Here is a 22,536-nt window from a genome sequence, read left to right on the forward strand (position 1 = left end):
CGGCTACTCCTGAGCGGCCGCGTTCCGCCGCCTAGGCCGACATGGGCGGACGCGAGCCCAGGACACGCTGCATCCAGGCACCCGGATCGACCAGTTCCGCGCGGGTCGGCAGCGTCTCGGGGGACTCCCAGACCAGGTTGAAGGCGTCCACCCCGGTCTCGGCGACGACAGCCCGGACAAAAGCGCCGCCCTGCCGGTACTGCTGGAGTTTGAGGTCCAGCCCGAGTAGTCGGCGGACGAACCGGTCGATCGGTGAACCGCCCCCACGTCGGCCCTCGAACCGTGCCCGGATCTCGGTGACGCTCGGCACGACCTTGGGGCCGACCGCGTCCATGACATGGTCGGCGTGGCCCTCCAACAGGGTCATCAGTGCCTGCAGACGGTCCAGGACCTGCCGCTGGGCGGGCGTCTGGAGCGCCTCCACGATGCTCGTCGCGTTCGGCCCACGGTCGAGCACGGCGCCGCGCACGGCCGCGACGGCCGACTTCACCCGTTCGGCAAGCACGTCCGGGTCGAGGTCGGTCGCCTCGATGAACGCCCCGATCTCGCCTTCCAGATGCGTCCGAAGCCACGGGACGGCGGTGAACTGGATGCGGTGGGTCTGCTCGTGCAGGCAGACCCACAGCCGGAAGTCACGCGGGTTGACCGCCAGGGCCTGCTCGGCCTGGGCGATGTTCGGCGCGACCAGGCTGAGTCGTCCCACCGGACGGGTGGCCAACCCGGCGTCGGTGGAACCGCCGGCGAGCGGAGCCTTCTCGAACGCCGGAGCCCCCTCGAGCGACAGCCCCGCGGAACCCGGGACCGTGGCCGCGGTCCCGGCGGTCCCGGCGGGGTCGGCGGGGTCGGCGGGGTCGGTCGGGCCGGTTTCCTCGGGCGGCAGAAAGACCTCGTACTGCCCCAGGACCTTTCCGGCGAGGTAGGACAGCGCGGTGCCGAGCTGGACGCCGGTCACCCTGCGCCCGACGGCGGTCGACAGCTTGCCCCGGTCGCGGTCGGCGAGTTTGTCCAGCAGCGGGACGGTCACCACCCGTAGACCCGCGACATTCGACCGGACCCACTCGGGACGGTCGACCACGGCGATCGGCGTGGCCGGACCGGCCGGATCCAGCCGGGTGTAGGCCTGGACGTGGTCCTCCGCCTCCACGGCCAGCCGTCGTAGCTCCGTCACCACCACGTCCGCCTCGGCGCGGGCCAGGGGCGGACCGGGTCGGACAAGCCGCCGGGCCGTGGCTACTGCGAGGTCCCAGTCGACTAGCTCAGCGTCCACATCCGCCAGCCTATGTCCCGCCCCCGACGGATGACAGGCTTTATCGCCAGCGCGCCGACTGCTTTCAGCTGATCTCGACCGAGATCAGCATCCGCACGAGGCGAGCGTCACGGTCACCTGGTCGAGGGCGTTGCGTGCGGAGCTGCTCTCCTCGACCGGGGCGAACAGCCCGAACAGCAGGAGCCGACCGTCGGCGTCCACGAGCTGACCTGCGAGGCTTGTGACGGTCCGCAGGCTGCCTGTCTTCGCCCGCACATCGCCGGCACCGGCGCGGGTGTCGGGCGAGCCGTAGCGGTCGCCCAACGTCCCCGAGAAGCCGGCTACCGGAAGTCCCGTGATCAGCGTTCGCAACGCGGGGTGCCCGGGCATCACGGCGGTCCGGAGAACCGCCACCAGGGTCGCCGGAGCGATCTGGTCGGACGTCGACAGGCCGCTGGTGTCCGCCAGGGTCGCCCCGGTGGTCGACACGCCCAGTTCCCGCAGGACGCCGAGCACCGCCTGGGTGGCGCCGGCGAAAGATGCCGGCAGACCGCGGGCACGAGCCACCAACCGGCCCAGGTTTTCGGCCAGGTCGTTGTCGGAGTAGGTGAGCATCCGCTCGACCAACAGCGGGATCGGTGGGCTGTGGACCGCGGCGACCTGTCGGGCGTCGGTGGACACGCCGGTGGCGACCCCGGCGGGCATGGCGCCTGTTCCGGCCGAGCCAACCTGGACCCCGGCCTGACGCAGCGCCATCGAGAAGGCGTTCGTGGCAGCCGCGGTCGGATTGGACGTCCGCGGCCCGGTCGCGCCCGGCGCGGGACGCCCGCCATCGACCTCAAGCGCGGAGACCGGCGTGACGTTGCCATCCGTGACGTAGCTGTCGCGCCATCCTTCGGCTGTGGACGGTCCGGTGAACAGCGTCCCGTCCCCGATCAGTCGGTCAACCCGGGTGATCCCGGCCTTGCGTACCTGGGCGGCCAGGTCCGTCAGACGGGCGAGGGACGGATAGCCCGCCGGACCGGTCGCGGCGGTGAGCGTCGGATCGCCCGCACCCACCAACCACAGCGTCCCGCCGCTCTCCGACATGCCGGTCATGCCGGTCGCGGGCGGCGTGTAGAGGACCCGGGTCGTCAGGGTGTCCGTTGTCGCGAAGGTCGTCAGCGCCGCCGCCGCAACGACGGTCTTGAGCGTGGATGCCGGTGCCACCGGGGTGGCGGAGCGGCGATCGAGCAGCACGGACCCGGTCAACGCGTCCAGGATCAGCACGGACGGGTTGCCGATCGCGGGGTTCGCCAGCGGTCCGGTGAGCCGGGAGCTCACCGTCGCGGGGTCGGCGGCCCGTGCCGTCGGGGCGAGCGCCGCGAACGGTGCAGCCGCCGGCCGCGGCTTGGGCTGGACCACGGTTGGCCCGTCGACCGGTGAAACCGACAACTGGCCGGCGAGCAGCGCCCCGGCGATCGCGGTGAGCCCACCGACCCGGCCCGGCATCGGAGGGGTCACGTGCGGGAGACTACGTCCAGCGGCCGGCGGCGGCGTGACCGTGGGGGGACCTGGGTCGTATCGCACCGGCGGGGGAAGGCCATGGGCGAGAGACCCGGTGGCCGATCCAGGTCGGCAGGCTTCACCGTGGGTCTACTCGACCGCAGGTGGGACGTCACCTGCGGGTACCCGAGGAATCTTCCAGGTGGCATCCATGGGCTCCGACACTGGTAACAAGGACACAACAAGCGGGCGGTCCGGACGGGACGCGCCCACCGACATGACAGGGGAAGGTGTGGACCTCGAGTTCGATGTGACCATTGAGATCCCGAAGGGGCAGCGCAACAAGTACGAAATGGATCACCACACCGGGCGGATCCGGCTCGACCGGATGCTGTTCACGTCCACCCACTACCCCTCGGACTACGGGTTCATCGAGGGTACGCTCGGCCGGGACGGTGATCCTCTGGATGCGCTCGTCCTGCTGGAGGAGCCGACGTTCCCGGGTTGTCTGGTGCGTTGCCGGACGATCGGCATGTTCCAGATGAGCGATGAGAAGGGCCCGGACGACAAGGTGTTGTGCGTGCCGGTCGCGGACGTCCGTCAGGAACACCTGCGTGACATCAGGCACCTTCCCGAGTTCGACCGGCTGGAAATCCAGCACTTCTTCGAGGTCTACAAGGACCTGGAGCCGGGCAAGTCGGTGGAAGGTGCGTCCTGGGTCGGTCGTTCCGACGCGGAGCGGGAGATCCTTGCCTCGATCCAGCGTGAACAGGACGCGCTCGCCACCGAGAGCAAGCTCGGTGACGGCTCCGACCTGGACGTTGCGCAACCATCCGAGCCGGAGGTCAGGTCCGCGTGACGCACGGCTGAGGCCCGGCGTCGGCCGGCGGTCCCGGTGCCGGCGGGGGTGTCGATGGCTGATCGTGGTTGCGGTAGTGGATCTTCAATGATTTGCTGCCGCGACCATGATCCCTATCGATTTGATCATTCTGCGGTGAGGGGGTCTGAGCCGGAGGCGGGGATTGAACCCGCGACCTATCGCTTACGAGGCGATTGCTCTGCCACTGAGCTACTCCGGCGTCTGGCTGACCGGCTCCGAAGAACCTGGGCCGCTCCCGAGTATGCCAGACCGACGAGGGCTTCTCGGGTCGGTGACGGGCGGGCCGGTGGGGTATGGGACGCCCGGGTCGTGATCGGCCCCCGAGGGCGTCATCGCCAAGATCTACAGGATAGGTTCCCGCTCGCGCTCCCATGTGTCTCCGATGTCTATTAATTGACGGCGAGTAATTTTTCCATTACCGATGCGTATCGGAATCGCCGATCCTGACCCGTCCCGCTACCCCGCTCGCAGCGGTTCCGGAGAGCGTGCGTAGGGTTTCGACCATGACCGGGGACGCAACTGCAACAGCAACGCGGGGGGCTTCCCTGCTCGTCGCCGAGGATGACGAAGCTTCTCGAGTTGCGCTTGCTCGAAGCCTTGAACGGTTCGGGTATCGGGTCCTGGAGGCGGCGGACGGTGAGGCCGCGCTCAAGCTCTTCCAGACCACTGAAATCGATCTTGTGGTGCTCGATGTCGCGATGCCGCGGATGGATGGATTCGCCGTCCTGAGTCGGCTGCGGCAAACCAGCGAAGTACCTGTGATCATGTTGACCGGTCGGGCCGAGGAGGTCGACCGTGTCGTCGGCCTGGAGCTCGGGGCCGACGACTACGTGGTCAAGCCGTACTCCCTGCGGGAACTCGTCGCGCGGGTCCGTGCCCGGCTGCGCCGCCGTCCGGTGGAGCCGCCGCCGCAGCGCACCGGCGACGGAAACGACCCGCTGGTCTATGGAGATGTCTCCATAGACCTGCGTGCCCGCGAGGTTGCGGTTGGGGGTGAGCGCATTGACCTCACCGCGCGTGAATACGAGCTGCTCGCCTTCCTGGCCCGCCACCCGCGCCGTGTTTTCAGCCGCGAGGAGCTGCTGGAGCAGGTCTGGGGTACGCGCTTCCAGGACCCGGCAACTGTCACCGAACATGTGCGCCGGGTCCGTACCAAGGTCGAGGGACGCCCACCGCAACGTCGGCTTGTCACCACCTTGCGTGGTATGGGCTACCGCTTCGACCCCTGACCGTCAGGGTCCTGACCGCCAGGGTCCGGCTCCGACGTATCCTCCTCACGAGGATGCGTCAGGGTCGCGCCCTGGTCGCGGGATGTCTGGCGCCGCAGACGCCGGCGGGCCCGGGCGTTATCCGGTGCCGCTGTCTGCGGTGCCGCTCGGTCCAGAGCGGACGTTCCCGGACGGGCCATGCCTGTTGCGACCGTGCTGTCATCCGGGTCGGAGGCATGCTCGGACCGGCCGGTGGTCCGGCCCGATTCACCGATGGCCGGGCCAGGACCGGAGTGGGTCGCATCGTATTCCTTGCGTGACCCGCAGACACTCGCCCGACTGCACGCGCATCGTCCGCCGCCGGCGTCCAGCCTGACGACGACCTGGTCGCGTGGTACGTCGTGGGAGACGACCCGTCCGTCTCCGTCGGGGGTGCTCACCCGTGCTCCCACCGCCGGAGTCTCGGCCTTGAACTGCTCGTAGAGCGGATGCTCGTACCGAAGGCAGCACATCAGCCGGCCGCAGGCACCGCTGATCTTCATGGGATTCAGCGGAAGGTCCTGGTCTTTGGCCATCCGGATACTGACCGGTTCGAAGTCGGTGAGAAACGTGGCGCAGCACAGGTCGCGCCCGCAGGAACCGATCCCGCCCTGGATTCGCGCGCTGTCGCGGGCGGAGAGCTGACGCAGGTCGATCCGGGCGCCCAGAGTCCGGGCGAGATCGCGTACGAGCGCTCGGAAGTCGACCCGATGATCGGCAGTGAAGTAGATGGTGAACATGTTGTCGGCTTGGACGTAGTCGACCCCGACGACCTTCATGGGCAACTCGTGTTCGCGGATCAGCCGCTTGGCGGCGACCCGCGCGGTCGCCCGGCGACGCCGGGAGACCGCGTACCGTTCGATGTCGGCCTGCTGCGCCATCCCGGCGAGGACCGGCAGACCACCTATGTCGTCGCTGACCCACTGCGGAGCCCACATGCATTCGGCGACCTCGGGCCCGGCATCGGTCGGGATGAGAACCTTGTCACCGACCTTCGGCGAATGCGGCCCCGGGTCGGCGTAATAGAGCCGCCCACGCGGGGAAAAGGTGACCGCACACATCATCGGCATACCGTCCGTACCGCCTTCCGACCTGCCTGCTGATCATTTTTCTGTTGATCGTCGTTGGCCGGACGACACGGTGGTTGCCGTGACCAGACGGTGGCCGTTCCGTCAGAGTACGCCGGACCCGCGTGCCGGTCCGGTGGATGAACGGCTCGCATCCCGATACGTTGGCTGTCCGACCGGGTGGTCAGAGCAGCCGGACGGCGGTCGTGCCGGGGTCGGCGGACAGCCGGTAGACCGCGTAGGGAGCCGCGATCACCGGCGCGGCGACGTTGCGCACCAGCGTGCCACCGGGGGTGACCCCACACTCGCGGCCGTAGTGGGCATGACCGTGAACGGCCAGCGTGACCGGTACGGCCGACGAGTCGATGGCAGCGGCCAGGTGATGGTTACCGAGGAACGGATAAAGCTCGAGTGGTTCCCCGTCAAGGGTGTCGGGAACGGGGGCATAGTGCGTGAGCGCGATCCTCCACTCGGTGTCGAGGCTGTTGATGGCAGTGCCGAGCAGCTCGGCGGTCCGTTGCCCGTGGCGGGCGAAGGCCTTCATCTCGTTCTCGCCGAAGATCTCCGCGCTGCGCCCGGCAAAGCCACCGGCGAATCCCTTGCCACCGGCGATCCCGATCGTCGTCCCTGCGGCGACCACGGTCGCTACCGACCCGTCGAGGACGGTGACCCCCACATCGGTGAGCATCTCGGTGATCCTGGTCTGCTCATCGTGGTCGTGGTCGTGGTTGCCGAGGACCGCGACGACCGGCAGGTCGAGCCCCCCGAACACCTCGCACACGGCCTCCGCCTGGGCGAGCCGGCCGCGGTCGGTGAGATCTCCGGCGAGCAGTAGTACGTCCGCGTCGTTCGCCGCCCGTTGGAAGAGCGGACGCAGTCTCGGCCCTGCTCCCGCTTCGACGTGCAGGTCCCCTACTGCCGCGACTGCAACCATGTTCCCACCTTCCTGTCTTTCGACCATGATCGTGCGGTGTCCACCGGCGCGCCAGGTGCGGATGTCGGAATGGGTGTCGGCGTGGCCCAACTGGGGTGGAGACTACGAAGTGATGAGCGAACGGGATGCGGTATCCGGTGAATCCTCCGGTGAAATCTTCAGCCGGGCCGGTGGCGCAGCCGGGTGCGCGGTCGACGTCGGGGCGCATCCCGACAGCGCCATCGGGTCGTGCCCGCCGCACACACGGGTGTACCAGGGAGGCATGATCATAGCTTCCGGCTTCCCGATCTCGATGGTCAGTGACTATCTCGAGCAGCCGGACACGGTCGTGTGGCTCGACCTGTGCGCACCCGAGCGCGCCGACCTCCATGTCATCTCCGACGAGCTGAAACTCGATCCGCTGGCGGTGGAGGATGCGGTCAGTCCCGGTGAACGGCCGAAACTCGACCGTTATCGCGACCACATTTTTCTGAATGCCTATGCCGTAGAGCTCGACGTCCGCACCGGACGGCTCGCCACGCACGAGGTTTCCGCGTTTGTCACGCCGCGGGCGTTGGTTACCGTTCGCGGCGACGAGCATTTCGACGTGGCCGCGGTGGTCCGCCGTTGGGACGACAACGACGACCTCGCCGGTCACGGGATCGCATTCCTTCTACACGGCCTGATCGACTACCTGGTCGACGGCTATTTCGATGCGGTGCTGTCCCTGGATGCCGCGATCGAGGAGCTGGAGGACCTGCTTTTCGATGACACGCCGCACGATGCCCTTGTGCAACGGCGTAGTTTCGAGCTCCGCAAGAGCCTTGTTCTGCTGCGGCGCGAGGTGCTGCCGATGCGGGAGGTCGTCAACACCCTGCTGCGCCGTGATCTACGGCTTGTCGGCGAGGGAATGGCCTCGTACTTCCAGGACGTCTACGACCATGTGCTGCGCGTAACCGAATGGACGGAGAGTCTGCGCGATCTCGTCACCACGATCCTGGAGACCAACCTGACCATTCAGGGTAACCGGCTCAACGTCGTCATGAAGAAACTGACCGGATGGGCCGCGGTGATAGCGGTACCAACCGCTATCACCGGATTCTACGGCCAGAACGTTCCGTATCCGGGATTCGGCGCGGAATGGGGTTTTGTCGTCAGTCTGATTGTTCTTCTCGGGTGCGCGGGCGGGTTGTACCTTCTCCTGCGCCGACGGGGATGGCTGTAGAAAACGGGGATGGCTGTCGGAAACAGCGCCACCGTGTTGGCGGCCGCTCGGCCGTTCAGCCGCTCGGCCGCTCGGCCGTTCAGCCGCTCGCCGCCCGGAGCAGGTGTCGGGCGATGATGAGCTGCTGAATCTGCGAGGTGCCTTCGTAGAGCCGGAAGAGCCGCGCGTCCCGGTAGAAGCGCTCGACCGGCACGCCCCTGATGTAGCCGGCGCCACCGTGGATCTGGACGGCCCGGTCGGCGACCCGGCCGACCATCTCGCTGCAGAAGTACTTCGCCGCGGATGGTCCGACCTTGGTGTCGGTGCCGGCGTCGAAGGCTCGCGCTGTCTCCACCACCAGCGCTCGGCCGGCGTACAGGTCCGTCACCGAGTCTGCGATCATGCCCTGGACGAGCTGGTACTCCCCGATCGGTCGGCCGCCCTGCTGGCGCTGCGCCGCGAAGGACACCGACTCGTCCACCAGGCGTTGCGCAAGCCCGACGCACAGCGCGGATATATGGATGCGGCCGTGGGCCAGGCAGCGCATGGCGGTCGCGAAGCCGTAACCCTCGCCGGCATCCCCGCCGACAAGGTGCGTGTGCGGGACGCGGACCTCGTCGAGGTACACGTCCGAACTCCACGCGCCGGCCTGCCCCATCTTGTGGTCACGCGGCCCGATGGTGAGCCCCGGGGTGCCCTTCGGCACGATGAAGTTGGAGATGCCGCGGGTCGCCGGGACGTCGGGGTTCGTCCGGGCGAAGACGAAGATCGCGTCGGCGATCGGGGCGTTGGTGATGTAGCGCTTCGCGCCGCTGATCACCCACTCGTCGCCGTCCCGATAGGCGCTGGTGGTCAGGGTGGACGGATCGGATCCAGCGTCCGCTTCGGTGAGCCCGAAGGACGCCGTCACCTCACCGGAGGCGAGGCGGGGCAGCCAGTGCTGCTTCTGTTCCTCCGTGCCGCCCTCGATGATCACATGGCCGGCGATGCCGTTGTTCGTGCCGAACATCGACCGCAGTGCGGGCGTGGTGTACCCGAGCTCGAAGACGAGCCGTGCCTCCTCGCTCATGGACAGCCCGAGACCGCCGTGCTCCTCCGGGATCGCGAAGCCCCACAGGCCCATCTCCTTGGTGGCGTCCCGGATGTCGGCGGGCACCTCGTCCTTCTCGTCGATCTCGTTCTCGACCGGTACGACGCGCTCGCGCACGAACGTCCGTACGGTCGTCAGGATCTCGGAGAAGTCCGCCGCGTCCATACCGCCACCTCCGCAGGGTTCAGGATCTCAACTGACGATCTCAACTGACGATCTCAACTGGCGTAGTGCTCCGGTGCGCCGACCGGCGGTGCATCAATACGATCGTATCGATGATATACACGATGGGCTGACCGTTGCGTAAGTCAACCATCCCGGCGTGATTCCGTGCGCCAGCCCACTTGAGCAGCGATGATCCAGGCATGGGGCGGTTCGTGCCCGGCCGGCCGGGGCCCGCTGACCGTGCCCGACCGGCCGCACCCCGCCCACCTGACTGCGACTATCGAACCGACTGTGCCCCGCTGACTGTGAGGAGCATGACGCATGCGTGACGCCGTGATCTGTTCGCCGCTACGTACACCGGTCGGCGGATTCGGGGGTGTCTTCACCGACGTCCCCGCGACGGAGCTTGCCGCCACCGTGATCCGTGCCCTGGTGGAACGGACCGGTGTGTCAGCGGACGCCATCGACGACGTCGTGTTCGGCCAGTGCTATCCGAACGGTGAGGCTCCGGCGATCGGACGGGTGGCGGCGCTGGACGCCGGCCTGCCGATCGAGGTCCCGGGCCTGCAGCTCGACCGCAGGTGCGGCTCCGGCCTGCAGGCCGTGCTGCTCGCAGCCATGCAGGTACAGACGGGCGTGGCGGAGCTGGTGCTCGCCGGCGGCGTCGAGAGCATGAGCCAGGCCGAGTTCTATTCGACCGACGTCCGGTGGGGAACGAAGAAGCCGAGCATCAGCCTGGTGGACCGTCTCGCCCGCGGCCGTGTCACCGCCGGTGGGAAGAACTACCCGGTGCCCGGCGGGATGCTTGAGACCGCCGAGAACCTCCGCCGCGAGTACGGCATCTCCCGAGCCGAACAGGATGAGCTGGCACTGCGGTCGCACCAGCGGGCGGTGGCGGCCCAGCAGGCCGGTTACTTCGACCAGGAGATCGTGCCGGTGACGGTCACCAACCGCAAGAAGGGGACAGTGCTCATCGACCGGGACGAGCACCCCCGGGCCGACTCGAGCCTGGAACGCCTCGCCGCGCTGCGACCGGTGATGGGACGCAGCGACCCGGAGGCAACGGTCACCGCGGGGAATGCCAGTGGCCAGAACGACGCTGCCGCCGTCTGCCTGGTCACCCATCCTGAGCGTGCCGAACAGCTCGGGCTGCGTCCGCTGGGGCGGATCGTCTCGTGGGCGGTTGCCGGGGTACCGCCGCGGACCATGGGCATCGGCCCGGTGCCGGCTACCGAACGGGCGTTGGAGCGGGCCGGTCTCAAGCTCGCCGACATCGACCTGATTGAGCTGAACGAGGCGTTTGCCGCGCAGGTGCTGGCGGTGACGCGCGCGTGGTCGTTGGCTCCGGCCGACTTCGACCGGCTGAACGTTAACGGATCGGGCATCTCGCTCGGGCATCCGGTCGGCGCTACGGGTGTGCGCATCCTGGCGACGCTGCTGAACGAGATGCACCGTCGAGGCGTCCGCTATGGCCTGGAGACGATGTGCATCGGTGGAGGCCAGGGCCTTACCGCGGTGGTCGAGCGCATCCCGTAGCCCTGGATCCGTCCAGCCCTGGATGTCCAGCCCTGGATCCATCTAGTCGAAGACGTTGAGGACGGGTGCGTCACCGGCATCGATGCTTGCGGCGGCGCACGCGGACTCCAGGTGCATGCGCCACCAGTGCTCGACCGGGTCGGGATCCCCGGCGGTCAGCAGGGCAACCAGGTGTACATGGTCGTGGTGGGTGCGCCAGTTCCCGGGGCCGGGCTTGGGTTCCGCCTTGGGCCTGGCGGCCGGGTCGGTTGTCCGAGCGGCGCATCCGGCGTTGCCGGTGTGCGTCTCGATCATCCAGTAGTACTGGCGTAATGTGACGGCGAGTGACTCGATCTGGGCGCTGTCCGCGATCGCCAGGTGGAATCGTGCCGTCGCCGTGCCAAAGGCAGCCGGGTCCGGCAGGACCGACTCCTCATCGTCCAGTGCGATCGTGAGCATGTCCAGGACGTCCGGGTCGCCCTGTTCGGCAACGCGGCGGGCCAGCGGCGGCTCGATCAGGTTCCGGGCCTGGTGTACGTCACTCAGCCGCACTCCCCGGTGCTGTAACAGGAACGCGGTGTAACGGGCCGATTGGTCAACCGTTGGTGCGCACACCCGCGGACCTGTGTGGGTGCCTCTCCGTGGAAGAATGAGCATCTCGGATTCCAGGACCCGTAACGCCTCGCGCAGCGTCGGTCGGGACACCCCGAACTGCGACATGAGCTCTGCCTCGGGCGGCAGAAAGTCCCCGGTCCGTAGTTCCCCGGTGATGATGAGGCGACGAAGGCGGGTCGCCACGAGTTCGGTGAGCTTCGGCCCACGCTCCAAAGGTGTCGCGAGATCTTCACGACCGGTGATCACGTCGAGTGCTCCCCTGTTCCCTATGTGCATTCACCACCCTATGCGGTTCTTTCCGGACGAACCATCACCGCTCATCTGGAAAGCGGCATCCGGGGCGTCCGTGCGGGTCTTTGCCCGCAGCCTTCGGCGGGCCGGGCATGACCCGTGGCCCGGTTACCGGCCGGTGAACCGTGGGGGGCGGCGTTCACCGAACGCGGTCATCGCCTCGGTGAGATCGTGGGACGGTAGGAACGCGGCGTTCCACGTCGCCACATAGCGCAGTCCGGCCTCGGTCCGAGCCGCGCGGGTGGCGTCCAGGACGTCCTTGACGCCCTGGACGACCAGCGGTGGGTTGGCCGCGACCTCGTCGGCGAAGGTGTGGGCGGCGGCGAGCACGGCGGCGGGGTCGGGCAGCACGTCGTTGACGAGGCCGATCCGCTCGGCGCGGGCCGCGTCGATGTCCTTGCCTGTCAGGGCGAGTTCCCGAAGGTGGCCGTCACCGATGATCGCGGGAAGGCGTTGCAGGCTGCCCATGTCGGCGACCATGGCGACCCGCACCTCCCGGACGCTGAACATCGCGTCCACGCTCGCGTACCGGACGTCGCACGCGGCCAGCAGGTCGACCCCACCACCGACGCACCAGCCGCTGACCGCGGCGACAACCGCCTTGCGGCTGCGCGCGACCGCGTCCAGCGCGCCCTGCATGGCACGGATCCTGTGCATGAAGTGGGTGCGGGCCCGGGCGAGGCCGATGTCCCCGGCGTCCGTGAAGCCGATCTCCTCGAACATCGTCCGCAGGTCCAGTCCGAAGCAGAAGTTGTCGCCGGAACCGGTGACAACCACGGCCCGAACGCTGTCGTCGGTGTCCAGCGCGGTGAACGTTCGCGGGACCTCGCGCCAGAAGTCCGGCCCCATGGCGTTGCCCTTACCCGGGCCGACCAGCGTGACCTGGACGACCGGGCCCCGGCGCTCGACGCGTAGCGCCACCAGCGGCTGCGCCGGCGGCTCGGCGAACACGTACGACTCCAGATTCATTGGATATCGCGAACCGTCGGGGTGGCCGTGCTGCCGGCACCGCTGGAGGCGTTCGGCTGCCGATCATCCGTCGTCATGGGATCCCCTCTGCGTTTCTGCGCGGCACTGGAGCGTGTCCGCGCGGCACTGAGGTATTTCGAACGGCACCGAACTCCGGTGGTGCCCGGTGGGCGCGGATTCAGATGTCTCGACGACCCATGCCGTGATGATCGCTTAATGATGAGTATATGGATGTCGTTTCGAACAGTGTGGCACGTGGGCTACCGCGCAGTAGCCGTGGCCACACAGGTGCCGGGGAAGCTCCACAAGCTCGCCGAGATGCTCCACCGCCGGCAGGATGACTGATTTGAGGGTGCTCATCGGCGTTCAGCGGTAGAGGACCGCGCTGGCGCTGCCCGACATACCCGGTACCTGGGCCAGGTAGTTCATGGAGGAACTTGACCGCAGCCCAAGGTCAAGGGTTGCCGCGACACAGTTGTTGTAGGAGTTGACGACGAGTTGGCCCTGTACGCGGATCGTCGAACCCGCCACGTCGGTGAGATAGAGGTCGGCCACACAGCCGAGTTCCGGATAGGACGCCCGTCCGACGTTCTGTCCGATATTGCCGTTGGCCAGCGAAAGCTTCACCGTGTAGTCCGGTGAGCCGGACTGGCTCACCGTCCCGGACCATGAGCCCGCGAAGCCGTTCGGCATGTCGTGGGTCGGTGTCGGCGCGGGCGTTGTCCTGACGGGTGCCGGTGCGGCGGCGGCGGGCTGCCTTGCGACCTGTGCCTGGCGATCGTTACCAGCCGTGGTACCCGAGTCGACGCCGCCACCTGAACCGCTGTCACCGCCCGCGGTGGAGGTGGCGGCGTCCACTGGTGACGGCTCGGCTGTCGGCGCCTGGGCCGGTGTCGTCGGGGTCGGGGGCAGGTCCTGCGTCACCGCTGTCGTGGGGCTGTCCGATGTCGGCACCGAGCCGACGTGGATGCTTGCCGTGTCGTTGCCACGGTTGCCGGTCAGTACCAGCGCGCCGACGCCGACACCCAGCAGCACGACCGCGGCCGCTCCGGCAATGATCGTGGTGCGAGCCCGTCCGTGCCTGCCTGGACGGTTCCGGTCGACGGTGTCACCAAGTCGCTGCGAACCGTCCGGTTGCGGGGCGAACGGCTGCGGACCGTCCGGTTGCGGGGCGAACGGCTGCGGATACGAGGACGGTGACATCGCCGCCGCGGGCAACTGCGCGCTGGCCAGAGCAGTCGGGGCCTCGTTCAGCTCCACGGGGCCGGGATCGTCCGGCTCCGGCATGGTGGCCGAATTCTTGATCGGTATCGGGCTTCCGGCCGGTACCGGGCTCTCGACCGGCAGTACGGCGTCGGGCGTGGCGGCGACGCTCGCCCGCCTTGGTGTCACGACAGTGACGTCCCCGCGCAGCAGCGTGGTCGCGTCCCCGTCCGGTTCGAACCCGGACATCGCGAGCAGGGTCAGCTCCCGCTCGGCCGCGCTCGCCGTGGGACGGTCCGCCGGTGCCTTCGCGAGCATCCGGGCGATGACATCCCACAACCCGGGCGGCAGCCCCGCAATGGGCTGCGGCGCGTCCTCCATATGCGCGCGGAGCAACCCGACCGGATGTGGTGCGGAAAACGGCGGTTCACCGGTGAGTAGTTCATACAGCATGATTCCCGCGCTGTAGACGTCGGCGGGAGGTTGTGCGTGCTCGCGGTGGGCGAGTTCCGGGGCCATGTACAAGGGCGTCCCGATCATGCCGGTGAGTCGGGTCAGGGACGGGCCGTGGGCCAGCCTGGCCACACCGAAGTCGGTGAGGCGGGCTTGTGGGTCGTCCGGGTCGGTGACATCGACGAGCACGTTTGCGGGTTTGAGGTCACGGTGAACGACGCCGGCTGCGTGTACGACGGTCAGTGCACGCAGCACATGGCAGACCAGCCCGACCGCCGGCGCTGTCGCCAGCATTCCTCGTTCTCGCAGATACACCCGCAGGTCCACGCCGTTGACGAGGTCCATGACGATCGCGAGGGTGTCTCCTTCGACGACGAGATCGCGGACGGTGACGAGATGCGGATCGTCGAAGCCGAGCAGCACAGACCGTTCCTGCACGAATCTGGCGACCACTTCAGGGTCGTCGGCGAGTTCACCGCGCAGCACCTTCACGGCTACCGGACGGTCGCCGTCCACGGTCGACCCACGCCAGACCTGGCCGAACGCACCCCGTCCGATCGGTTCGTGCAGCACATAGCCGGAACCCAGTTTCCGCACAGCATGAGTCCTTTCCCCCGGAGAAACTTCAGCTATTTCATCATCTCGGGGGGCCCGTGATGGAGGGTTCGATTCTTGGACGCCGCAAGAACCTGGCATGTGCGGTCCGGCCGGGGGAGTGGCCGCGACTGGCCTGTCGGTCCTCAACGTGGCCTCGCAAGGTAACCCGATCGACGCCTACCGGGCCAACGGTGCCGGTTACGTCGCAGACCTGGCCGAGACCGGCTTCAACGCGAGCTTCACGGCCATGATGGTCTGCCCGAATCCAGTGACCGTGGGTGCGACGGTGGTGACCGGTGCCGCCTGGGTCGGTGCCGAGGTCTACGACCACTGGGACGACATCACCGGAGTCGTGTCGCATGCTCCGGATCTTGCTGGGAAGGCCGTTGACGCGGGTGCGACGGCCGTGGCCCACGGCGCACGCACGGTCGGCTCCTGGCTCAACCCCTTTGACTGACAGCAGCCAGGATGTGCCGGCGACGGTGGCGACGCGAGTCCGGATCATATTGTGGTGGCCGGAGAACCGACAGAAGAAGGAGATCACGGCCCTGGTTGGTGTTTCGCGGCCGACAGTGAGTCTGTAGCTGGGCGGGGTCATGAACCGTAACAACCCACCGCTATCGCAAGTTCAACCTCAGTACTGGGAGCTACTCCGCCGGACTGTCGGTGGTGGGCTCGTCCGGCTGATCCGTTTCGTCCTGCTCGTCCTCGGCGAGAATGCGGTAAAGCGCCCGTCTGGTCTCCGTAAGGATCTTCTGTGCGGCTCTGACCTGGGCGTCACTGCCCGCATGGGCGACCTGCATAACGGCTGCGCCCACCCCGAAGGCCAACGACCGCAGATCGGTGAGGCCGTCGTCGGCGGCAGCCGCCGCGGTCTCCCACGGCTTGGGCTCGCCCGCGCGGGCGTCGGTGTACGCGCGTCCGGCATCGGTCAGGTGGAACACCCGCTTGCCGCCGCTCTCCTCGGCGTGGACGAGCCCCTCATCCGCGAGCAACTGCAGGACCGGGTAGACCGAACCGGGACTCGGTCGCCACGCGCCACCGCTGCGTTCGGCAAGTTCACTGATCATCTGGTAGCCGTGCATCGGGGCCTCGGCGAGCAGAGCGAGGATCGCCGTACGGACGTCACCCCGCCTGACCTTCGCGCCGCGTCCACGACCGCGACCGCCTGGGAAACCTGGGCCACCCGGACCGAAACCGGGGCCGGGGAATCCCGGACCGAAACCGAAACCGGGGCCGGGGCCGGGTACGGGGCCGGGTACGGGGCCGGGGAATCCCGGACCGAACGGGACCGCGCCTGGGCCACCGTGCCGCCGCCGGCCGCGACCTTCGGTTGCCGTCATCCGGATGTGCTCGAACCGGTCCTCGCCGTGCCTGCCGCGTCCCCACGACCATGGCCCGGAGGCCCATGATCCGGAAAATGCCTGTGCGTTCATCTTGATCGATCCTTTCGTCGTATCGCGTACGCTCACGATATATCGCGATGCGCCGCACCACAACATGTCGACGCGTAGATCTTGCGGGCGCGGTGGGACGGTCGGGTATCCGTTGGCACCGGCTCACGGCTCCACGACCCGGGCGAGCTGGGCCTGGGTGAGCCGGGCCTGGGTGAGCCGGGCCGAGATGTGCTGGATGTGTGTTGTTCCCGGGCCGGGCCGGGCGGTGTTCCGCGGGGCGCGCTGACCGACAGGTCCCCCGGTCAGAAATAGCGTTTCGGATTCGCTCGGCGAGCATCCGAGCGCGGCGACACGGATGCCGGGGGAGCCTCCAGGTCCGCAGGAATCCACGAGCCGCTATATTCGTCTTACTTCGTGGCGCGGAGTGACCGAAACGCCGATGGGTCGGTCGACTTGTACGCGTCACGTTCCTGGTGACCGAGTGGGGGGCTCTGCCGTGCCTGAGGACAATCCCGTTCCTGTTCCTGACGGGACGGCCGCCCGGCTCGAGTTGATCGGCGTTCTGATGATCCGCCGCAGGCGTCCCGTCCAGGCATCACCGATTGTCTGTCTGACCCGTGAGGATTCTGCCGCAAGCCCGTTGCCCGATCTCCTGGACCGCCTGCTCGCGCCTGCTCCGGCCAGGGCACCGCACGTACTGGTGGACGCGTCGGTCGACTACACCGATCCGGAGAGGCCGACCCGACTGCCGCTACTCCACGAGTTGTGCGCGAAGCTTTCCAACTCGTCTTTCGGTGTCGGACACCTGCGTTTTCACCACTATCTGCTCGCGGAATGGTTGACCACGCAGGACCTGGGAAACACCGACCCGCGCAAGCAGCTGGTAACGCGGCTTAGGGCACGCGCTGACGACGGTGTCGTCGTACCGCTTTTCGACGCCGCGGCCGGCATCGCGCCGGATCCTTTCACAAGGTCGGTCTTTACTCTCTGTTCCGCGCTCTGGCCGGTCGCGCGGTTCTGGTTGTGGGTCGGCGGGCGCCTGCCGGGTCTGGGTAGTCAGACCCGCTGGTTCACCCGCCAGCATTATCTGCGGCCCCACGACCGCAACGATTTTCTGGGCTTTGCCGTGCGCCTTGCCGCACACCCGGACCCCGATGTCATCGACAAGCTGCTCGTGCACGCCTTTCTGGAGGATCTGCGCAGGGCATACCGGCGCCGGCCGTGGCGGCCCCGTGCCTGGCGCCGGACGACGAACACCGTCGTACTGGTCGATAATGTGACGGATGCCAACAGTGGCGCCAGGCTGCTGCGACTCATCAATGCTGTCCGTGCCGAGACCGGTATGCGCGATCCCCTGGTGGTGGTGGCCAGCTGCGAGACCACCGATTCTCCCGGCACGGGTGTGGGGCTGAACGCCGTGGCCGAGCCGGTCGGTGCGCCGCGCAATCGGGTGCCACCGTCGTTCAGACCGCCGCGCGGTCCTGTGCTGGCGCGTTCCGGGGTTCTGCTGTCGTTGGTCGTGATTCTCGCCGTTGCCGCATCGGTGGCGTGGGTGAACCCGTTCGGCAGGAACCCGACCGGGGAGTGCCCGCGGTCGGTACCCGGCGGCGGGGTGTCCACCGAAATGATCAATGGTGAGTGTGTCGGATACAGCGACAGCGCGAGCCGGACGTTCGGGCAGGATGCCAGGCTCCTGCGTGACCAGCGGGCGATTTTCGCGCAGAACCGGTGCGCGGAGTGGCTTGCCGGGTCCGACGGGCGTCCGTTTGTCACCCTGGTCTACTTCGCGGGTCTGACCACACCGGCGGACGGCGGCGACTGGAGTGAGGCACAGAGCGAGGAGCTCGAAGGGATCCTGCTCCAGCAGGTGAACCATAACGGCCAGCCCAGGCTGAATGGAACGTGCGCCCCGTCCTCGATGACCACGGAACCGCGTCTGAGAGTTATTGTTGCCAATGGTGGCGCAAAAATGAAGGAGGCCGATCGGGTCGTCGACAACCAACTGGTTCGACTCTTCCACGAAGATAAGAGCGCACTCGCTGTTATCGGGCTGGACCGCAGCATCGTCGAGACTGAGAAGGCCATCGCGAAACTGGGTAACATCGGTGTGCCTGTGATAGGGACGACGCTGTCGGGTGACGGCCTTGAGAATTATTCGCCACTGTACTTCCAGATGGTTCCACCGAACCGGGTCGAGGCCCACCTTGTCGCCGCCTACGCCCGGTATCGGAATGTGCGGAGGATAAGGGTCTACCATCCGAGCGACTCGCAGGACGCGTATGTGTCGACGCTCGTGACCGATCTGAATACCGAGTTGTCGAACGTCGGTATCGCTTTTATCGACCGGCCCTGGACCGGGGATTTCGTCGCGGATCAGGACGGTCTCACCGCGTGTGGCGGTGGAAAATCCGGGGATCGGCAGCCCGGAGATCTGATCTTGTATTCGGGTCGCCATGAGGATTTCGGAAAGTTCCTGAACTTCATGTTCGGCCAGTGCCCGGACCGGACGAACACCACGCCGGTGGTGGGCGTCGACTCGGTATCGAGATTCATATCGTTCAGCGAACAGTCCGCTGACGCTCCGATACCCGCGAACGTGACCGTCGACTACGTCTCCAAGGGCAGCCCGGTCGTCCTCGCGGGCCAGGGGTGCTTCCAGGGAAAGTATACTGGCGGTCAGGATTTCGGCGGGGCGATAGTCCAGACCTTCTGCGCGGACCTCACCAAGTTGTACGGACAGCTCGGGCAACTGTCCGGAATGCGGTGGCCGGGCGAGCGGGTCGGCCTGGACTACGACACGGTCGGGCTTCTTCTGAAGGCCGCTTCATCCGGTGGCTACCAGGATCTTAAAGTCCCCTTCATACCGAATCCGAGCGCCGTCGCGGCGAAAATCCGGGAGATTGATTACGAAGGTGTCACCGGTCGGGTGAGTTTTCGGGTATCCCGGATAGCCGAGGGCAAAAAATTGACAGTACTGCGTGTCGACAACATCCGAAATTCGACCGACACGCCGAAGTGCGTGTACCTTGTCGAGCACGACGAGCGTCACGTCCCCAAGGACTACGCGGGTGACGACTGTCTGTGGAACAGAAAATAAATCAACAGAAGGTGGACCAACGGCGGCACGATAATTATTCGTTCGGTATGAGAGTGGCGTGTTTGTTCACTCAAATTGTCTCGGGCATCGGGCCGGCGTCGGCGAGTCCACCACCGACGCCGGCCGTCCCGGAACACCGCCGGGGCCGCTCAAGTGTTCAGCTTCTCCTTCACGAGGTGGTTCCAGGTGACGGGCCCGACGATCCCGTCGACGGTGATCCCGACGCCCTGCTGGAACGCCCGGACCCAGTTGTCGGTCCGCGAACCGAAGATCCCGTCCACGGGGAAGGGGTGGGCGGCGTCCCCGGTGCGGAAGTTCGCCTGGTCCTGGACGGCTCGTACCGCATCGCCCTTTTCGCTCCTGTCCCCGTGGCGGACGGTGATGATGAGCGCCGGCCAGGTCTGGTCGCCCACGGTCCCGTCGACCGTGAGGGACTGGGCGGACTGGGCGGACTGGGCGGACTGGAAGGCGCGGACCGCGGCCTCGGTCCGTGGTCCGAAGAAGCCGTCGATGCCCACGGTGTATCCGTGCGCACGTAGTAGGTACTGGACGGTCTGTACCGGCTCGTTGCTGCTGCCGCTTTTCTGCAGGGGCCAGGTGAGCGCCATGGTTGGCCTCCTTCGATGGGTGAGTCTGCACGGCGACCGGCGGTGGCCACCCGCAAACACTATGAGCGATGATTCTATTTCTGTCAGCTATGTTTTCGGTGAGCGTCGTGACCGGACCGAGCGTCGTGACCGGACATGGCCAGGTCAGGCTGCCGGCTCTCGATTGATCTTTTCCGGGTCCGTCCATGGGCGCTGGGGCGGCAGCCTGCGGTGCAGCAGCGGTCCGGTCCGCAGCGACAGGTAGGCCAGCGCCGAGACCGGGATCGGAAGCCAGAAGTTCGCGAGCCGCCAGGTCACCACCCCGAGCAGCGCGACGGCCCGGGTCGTGCTGAACCCGACGAGTGTCGGGACCAGTACCCCCTCGATGATCCCGAGCCCGCCGGGGGTGATCGGAATGGCGGCGAGGACGTTGGCGATCCCGTAGGCGACCAGCAGGCCGTCCAGGGCCATGGCGTGGCCGTAGGCATGGAGGAACACCCACAGCGACGCGGCATCGAGCAACCAGTTCGCGGCAGCCCACAGCGTTGCCCTGACAAGCAGTGGCCGGTCCGCGCCGAGGACCCGGAGGCGATCGGCAAGGGTGCGCACGAGTCGTTCGGCACTGTCTGGTGGCACCGCCGGGATGCGGCGGGCGATGGCGCGGACGATGTGAACGGTCCGCTCGCTGCCGCGGGTGAGTAGTACCACCCCGACGAACACGGCGGCGATCAGCAGGGTTCCGGCCGCAGCCGCGACTCCGTAGATCGGATTGCCACCGCGGGTCGGAATGGAGATCAGCAGACCGATCCACAGCAGCACGTTCAGGACGACAGCCGATCCGGCGCCCTGGATCGCGGCGGCGGACACCGCCTCGGACGCGCTGATCCCCGCACCGCGCTGCAACCGGTAGCGCAGCGCGCTCGCGGTAGCCGCACCGCCGGGGAGCATGTGGCTGACACCCAGTGACGTCAGGTCGATACGCGTCAGCGCCCACAGCGACGGCCTACCCTCGCGGGAGAGCACGCTGCGGGTCAGCATCGAGTACGCCAGAAGGGACGCGGCCTCCAGCAGCAGCCCGACAACGAGGTAGGCCGGTTCCACTCCGGACAGCGTTTCGAACGCCTTGCGTGCACCCGCGAGTTGTGGGAACACCGCATACTCGATGACAAGCAGCAGCACTATCAGTGTGGCTCCGTGGCGCAGCCATCTTGGTACCCGCACCGGCATCACGCACCCATGCTCCCGGATGCCGTCACTGTCACGCGCGGAAAGCTACAGAAGACCGACCCGAGGGCCCTGTGGCCGGTCCACCTTGCGGACATGGGCCGGCGGTGGCTTGACCAAGAGAAAGCGCCGTATTTTCAACAGAAACCATGGATGATCCGCCGCTCGACGTGATGAGCTGCGGAAACCGGGGCCTCCGGAGCTCTGGCGGCATAGGGGGCCCGTCACCCGGGCGGGCTCCGCAGCCACCGGATATCACTGCCGAATATCAGGAGGATGTGTGACAACCGAGGCCCGTACCCAGCCGGTCGATGCGGTCCACGTCGATACGGTGACCGCGATACGTGACCGTATCGGCCGTATCGGTGTGTGGACGATGGCGTTGGGTAGCAGACCGGCAGCCATCGAGCGAGAAGCGGTCGCCACGATCGAGAACCTCGGCTTCGGGGCTCTCTGGTTCGGTGAGGCGCAGAACAAGGAGGCCTTCGCCCATGCGGCGATACTCCTCGCCGCATCCCGGCGGATCGTGGTGGCCAGCGGGATCGCGAACATCTGGGCGCGGGACGCGGTCACGATGGCACTGGGCGCCGACACGTTGGCCGAGGCGTATCCCGGCCGGTTCCTGCTCGGAATCGGCGTCAGTCACGGTCCGGTCGTGGGCGCGAGGGGCCACACCTACGACCGGCCGTTCGCCACGATGCAGGGCTACCTCGACGCGATGGACGCCACCGTCGGCCAGGCGCCCGCTCCGGTCGAGCCGGTCCAGCGGGTCCTCGCGGCGCTGCGCCCGAAAATGCTCGGGCTCGCCCGTGACCGTGCGGCGGGTGCCCACCCCTACTTCGTCCCGCCCGCGCACACGGCGAAGGCGCGGGCCCTCCTCGGCAACGCTCCGTTGCTTGCTCCAGAGCAGGCTGTCGTCCTGGAAACCGATCCGGCCCGCGCCCGCGCCGTGGCGCGCCGCTTCGTGGTTCCCTACCTGACACTGCCGAACTACGTGAACAACCTGCGCGACTTCGGATTCGGTGACGACGACTTCGCCGGGGGAGGCAGCGACCGGCTGGCTGACGCGATCGTGGCCTGGGGGGACGTCGATGCCATCCAGGCCCGAGTCCGTGAGCATCTCGACGCCGGTGCCGACCACGTCTGCATCCAGCCGCTGCCCACCGCCGGCGGCGACCGTCTCGGGCTCGACCAGCTCGCCGAGCTCGCGCCCGCGCTCGTGCGCGACCTCGCCGACCCGCACACCGTGTCGCGTCCGTAAGCGCCGTGGACGATGATGCGGAAGGGGAGG

The 22,536-nt window shown here is 67.6% G+C and carries 19 protein-coding genes and 1 tRNA gene; 7 read left to right on the forward strand and 13 right to left on the reverse strand.

Annotation, left to right across the window (positions count from 1 at the left end):
* Nucleotides 1-31 precede the first annotated feature (31 nt).
* Entirely contained in the window at nucleotides 32-1,267 is a 1,236-nt protein-coding gene (locus tag NBW77_RS11075; RefSeq protein ID WP_250279655.1) for an Rv3626c family coenzyme F420 biosynthesis-associated protein, read from the reverse strand.
* 84 nt (nucleotides 1,268-1,351) lie between these two features.
* Entirely contained in the window at nucleotides 1,352-2,737 is a 1,386-nt protein-coding gene (gene dacB / locus NBW77_RS11080; RefSeq protein WP_250279656.1) for a D-alanyl-D-alanine carboxypeptidase/D-alanyl-D-alanine endopeptidase, read from the reverse strand.
* A gap of 286 nt (nucleotides 2,738-3,023) precedes the next feature.
* On the opposite strand from dacB, the gene NBW77_RS11085 reads away from it, so the two are divergent.
* The gene (locus NBW77_RS11085) at nucleotides 3,024-3,590 is read left to right on the forward strand and encodes an inorganic diphosphatase (RefSeq protein ID WP_284346917.1); all 567 of its coding nucleotides are present in this window, start codon (nucleotides 3,024-3,026) and stop codon (nucleotides 3,588-3,590) included.
* A gap of 148 nt (nucleotides 3,591-3,738) precedes the next feature.
* On the opposite strand, the gene NBW77_RS11090 is transcribed toward NBW77_RS11085, so the two are convergent.
* Nucleotides 3,739-3,810: transfer RNA gene (locus NBW77_RS11090), tRNA-Thr, on the reverse strand.
* 304 nt (nucleotides 3,811-4,114) lie between these two features.
* Between NBW77_RS11090 and NBW77_RS11095 the strand changes: the two genes are divergently transcribed.
* Entirely contained in the window at nucleotides 4,115-4,840 is a 726-nt protein-coding gene (locus tag NBW77_RS11095) for a response regulator transcription factor (protein ID WP_250279657.1), read from the forward strand.
* Here the strand turns inward: NBW77_RS11095 and NBW77_RS11100 are convergent.
* Both NBW77_RS11100 and NBW77_RS11105 read right to left on the reverse strand, forming a co-directional pair.
* Nucleotides 4,822-5,928: a PSP1 domain-containing protein gene (locus tag NBW77_RS11100; RefSeq protein WP_242605545.1), complete on the reverse strand. Its 1,107-nt coding sequence runs from the start codon at nucleotides 5,926-5,928 to the stop codon at nucleotides 4,822-4,824. The genes NBW77_RS11095 and NBW77_RS11100 overlap by 19 nt on opposite strands.
* Before the next feature lie 181 nt (nucleotides 5,929-6,109).
* A complete protein-coding gene (locus tag NBW77_RS11105; RefSeq protein ID WP_131745213.1) occupies nucleotides 6,110-6,859 on the reverse strand; it encodes a metallophosphoesterase family protein in 750 nt (249 codons plus the stop codon).
* A gap of 112 nt (nucleotides 6,860-6,971) precedes the next feature.
* Between NBW77_RS11105 and NBW77_RS11110 the strand changes: the two genes are divergently transcribed.
* Complete coding sequence (locus NBW77_RS11110; protein WP_175324630.1) at nucleotides 6,972-8,063, forward strand: magnesium transporter CorA family protein; 1,092 nt, start codon at nucleotides 6,972-6,974, stop codon at nucleotides 8,061-8,063.
* Nucleotides 8,064-8,142: 79 nt separating this feature from the next.
* On the opposite strand, the gene NBW77_RS11115 is transcribed toward NBW77_RS11110, so the two are convergent.
* Nucleotides 8,143-9,297 carry an acyl-CoA dehydrogenase family protein gene (locus tag NBW77_RS11115; protein ID WP_131745214.1) on the reverse strand — a complete coding sequence of 385 codons (1,155 nt, stop codon included), beginning with the start codon at nucleotides 9,295-9,297 and terminating at the stop codon, nucleotides 8,143-8,145.
* A 321-nt stretch (nucleotides 9,298-9,618) separates the two neighbouring features.
* Here NBW77_RS11115 and NBW77_RS11120 point away from each other — a divergent pair, with 321 nt between their 5' ends.
* Nucleotides 9,619-10,833 carry an acetyl-CoA C-acetyltransferase gene (locus tag NBW77_RS11120; protein WP_131745215.1) on the forward strand — a complete coding sequence of 405 codons (1,215 nt, stop codon included), beginning with the start codon at nucleotides 9,619-9,621 and terminating at the stop codon, nucleotides 10,831-10,833.
* Between the two features lie 42 nt (nucleotides 10,834-10,875).
* On the opposite strand, the gene NBW77_RS11125 is transcribed toward NBW77_RS11120, so the two are convergent.
* The 3 genes from NBW77_RS11125 to NBW77_RS11135 form a co-directional block, all read right to left on the reverse strand.
* The gene (locus NBW77_RS11125; protein WP_131745216.1) at nucleotides 10,876-11,703 is read right to left on the reverse strand and encodes a FadR/GntR family transcriptional regulator; all 828 of its coding nucleotides are present in this window, start codon (nucleotides 11,701-11,703) and stop codon (nucleotides 10,876-10,878) included.
* Nucleotides 11,704-11,826: 123 nt separating this feature from the next.
* Complete coding sequence (locus NBW77_RS11130) at nucleotides 11,827-12,687, reverse strand: crotonase/enoyl-CoA hydratase family protein (protein WP_131745217.1); 861 nt, start codon at nucleotides 12,685-12,687, stop codon at nucleotides 11,827-11,829.
* A 366-nt stretch (nucleotides 12,688-13,053) separates the two neighbouring features.
* Nucleotides 13,054-14,940, reverse strand: coding sequence for a serine/threonine-protein kinase (locus tag NBW77_RS11135; protein WP_250279658.1), 1,887 nt, complete (start codon nucleotides 14,938-14,940; stop codon nucleotides 13,054-13,056).
* A gap of 118 nt (nucleotides 14,941-15,058) precedes the next feature.
* Between NBW77_RS11135 and NBW77_RS11140 the strand changes: the two genes are divergently transcribed.
* Nucleotides 15,059-15,397, forward strand: coding sequence for a hypothetical protein (locus tag NBW77_RS11140; RefSeq protein ID WP_131745219.1), 339 nt, complete (start codon nucleotides 15,059-15,061; stop codon nucleotides 15,395-15,397).
* 190 nt (nucleotides 15,398-15,587) lie between these two features.
* On the opposite strand, the gene NBW77_RS11145 is transcribed toward NBW77_RS11140, so the two are convergent.
* Both NBW77_RS11145 and NBW77_RS11150 read right to left on the reverse strand, forming a co-directional pair.
* Nucleotides 15,588-16,376: a PadR family transcriptional regulator gene (locus NBW77_RS11145; RefSeq protein WP_250279659.1), complete on the reverse strand. Its 789-nt coding sequence runs from the start codon at nucleotides 16,374-16,376 to the stop codon at nucleotides 15,588-15,590.
* Nucleotides 16,377-16,499: 123 nt separating this feature from the next.
* On the reverse strand, nucleotides 16,500-16,727 hold the full coding sequence (locus NBW77_RS11150; RefSeq protein WP_131745220.1) for a hypothetical protein: 228 nt from the start codon (nucleotides 16,725-16,727) through the stop codon (nucleotides 16,500-16,502).
* Nucleotides 16,728-16,833: 106 nt separating this feature from the next.
* Between NBW77_RS11150 and NBW77_RS11155 the strand changes: the two genes are divergently transcribed.
* On the forward strand, nucleotides 16,834-19,434 hold the full coding sequence (locus tag NBW77_RS11155; protein WP_250279660.1) for a type 1 periplasmic-binding domain-containing protein: 2,601 nt from the start codon (nucleotides 16,834-16,836) through the stop codon (nucleotides 19,432-19,434).
* A 149-nt stretch (nucleotides 19,435-19,583) separates the two neighbouring features.
* Here the strand turns inward: NBW77_RS11155 and NBW77_RS11160 are convergent, their stop codons facing one another.
* Nucleotides 19,584-20,042 carry a peptidoglycan-binding domain-containing protein gene (locus tag NBW77_RS11160; protein ID WP_131745222.1) on the reverse strand — a complete coding sequence of 153 codons (459 nt, stop codon included), beginning with the start codon at nucleotides 20,040-20,042 and terminating at the stop codon, nucleotides 19,584-19,586.
* A gap of 144 nt (nucleotides 20,043-20,186) precedes the next feature.
* On the reverse strand, nucleotides 20,187-21,242 hold the full coding sequence (locus NBW77_RS11165) for a lysylphosphatidylglycerol synthase transmembrane domain-containing protein (RefSeq protein ID WP_165485808.1): 1,056 nt from the start codon (nucleotides 21,240-21,242) through the stop codon (nucleotides 20,187-20,189).
* Nucleotides 21,243-21,525: 283 nt separating this feature from the next.
* Between NBW77_RS11165 and NBW77_RS11170 the strand changes: the two genes are divergently transcribed.
* On the forward strand, nucleotides 21,526-22,506 hold the full coding sequence (locus NBW77_RS11170; RefSeq protein WP_250279661.1) for an LLM class F420-dependent oxidoreductase: 981 nt from the start codon (nucleotides 21,526-21,528) through the stop codon (nucleotides 22,504-22,506).
* The last annotated feature ends 30 nt before the right edge of the window (nucleotides 22,507-22,536 follow it).

Source organism: Frankia sp. Cppng1_Ct_nod (assembly GCF_920656135.1).
GTDB lineage: Bacteria > Actinomycetota > Actinomycetes > Frankiales > Frankiaceae > Protofrankia > Protofrankia meridionalis.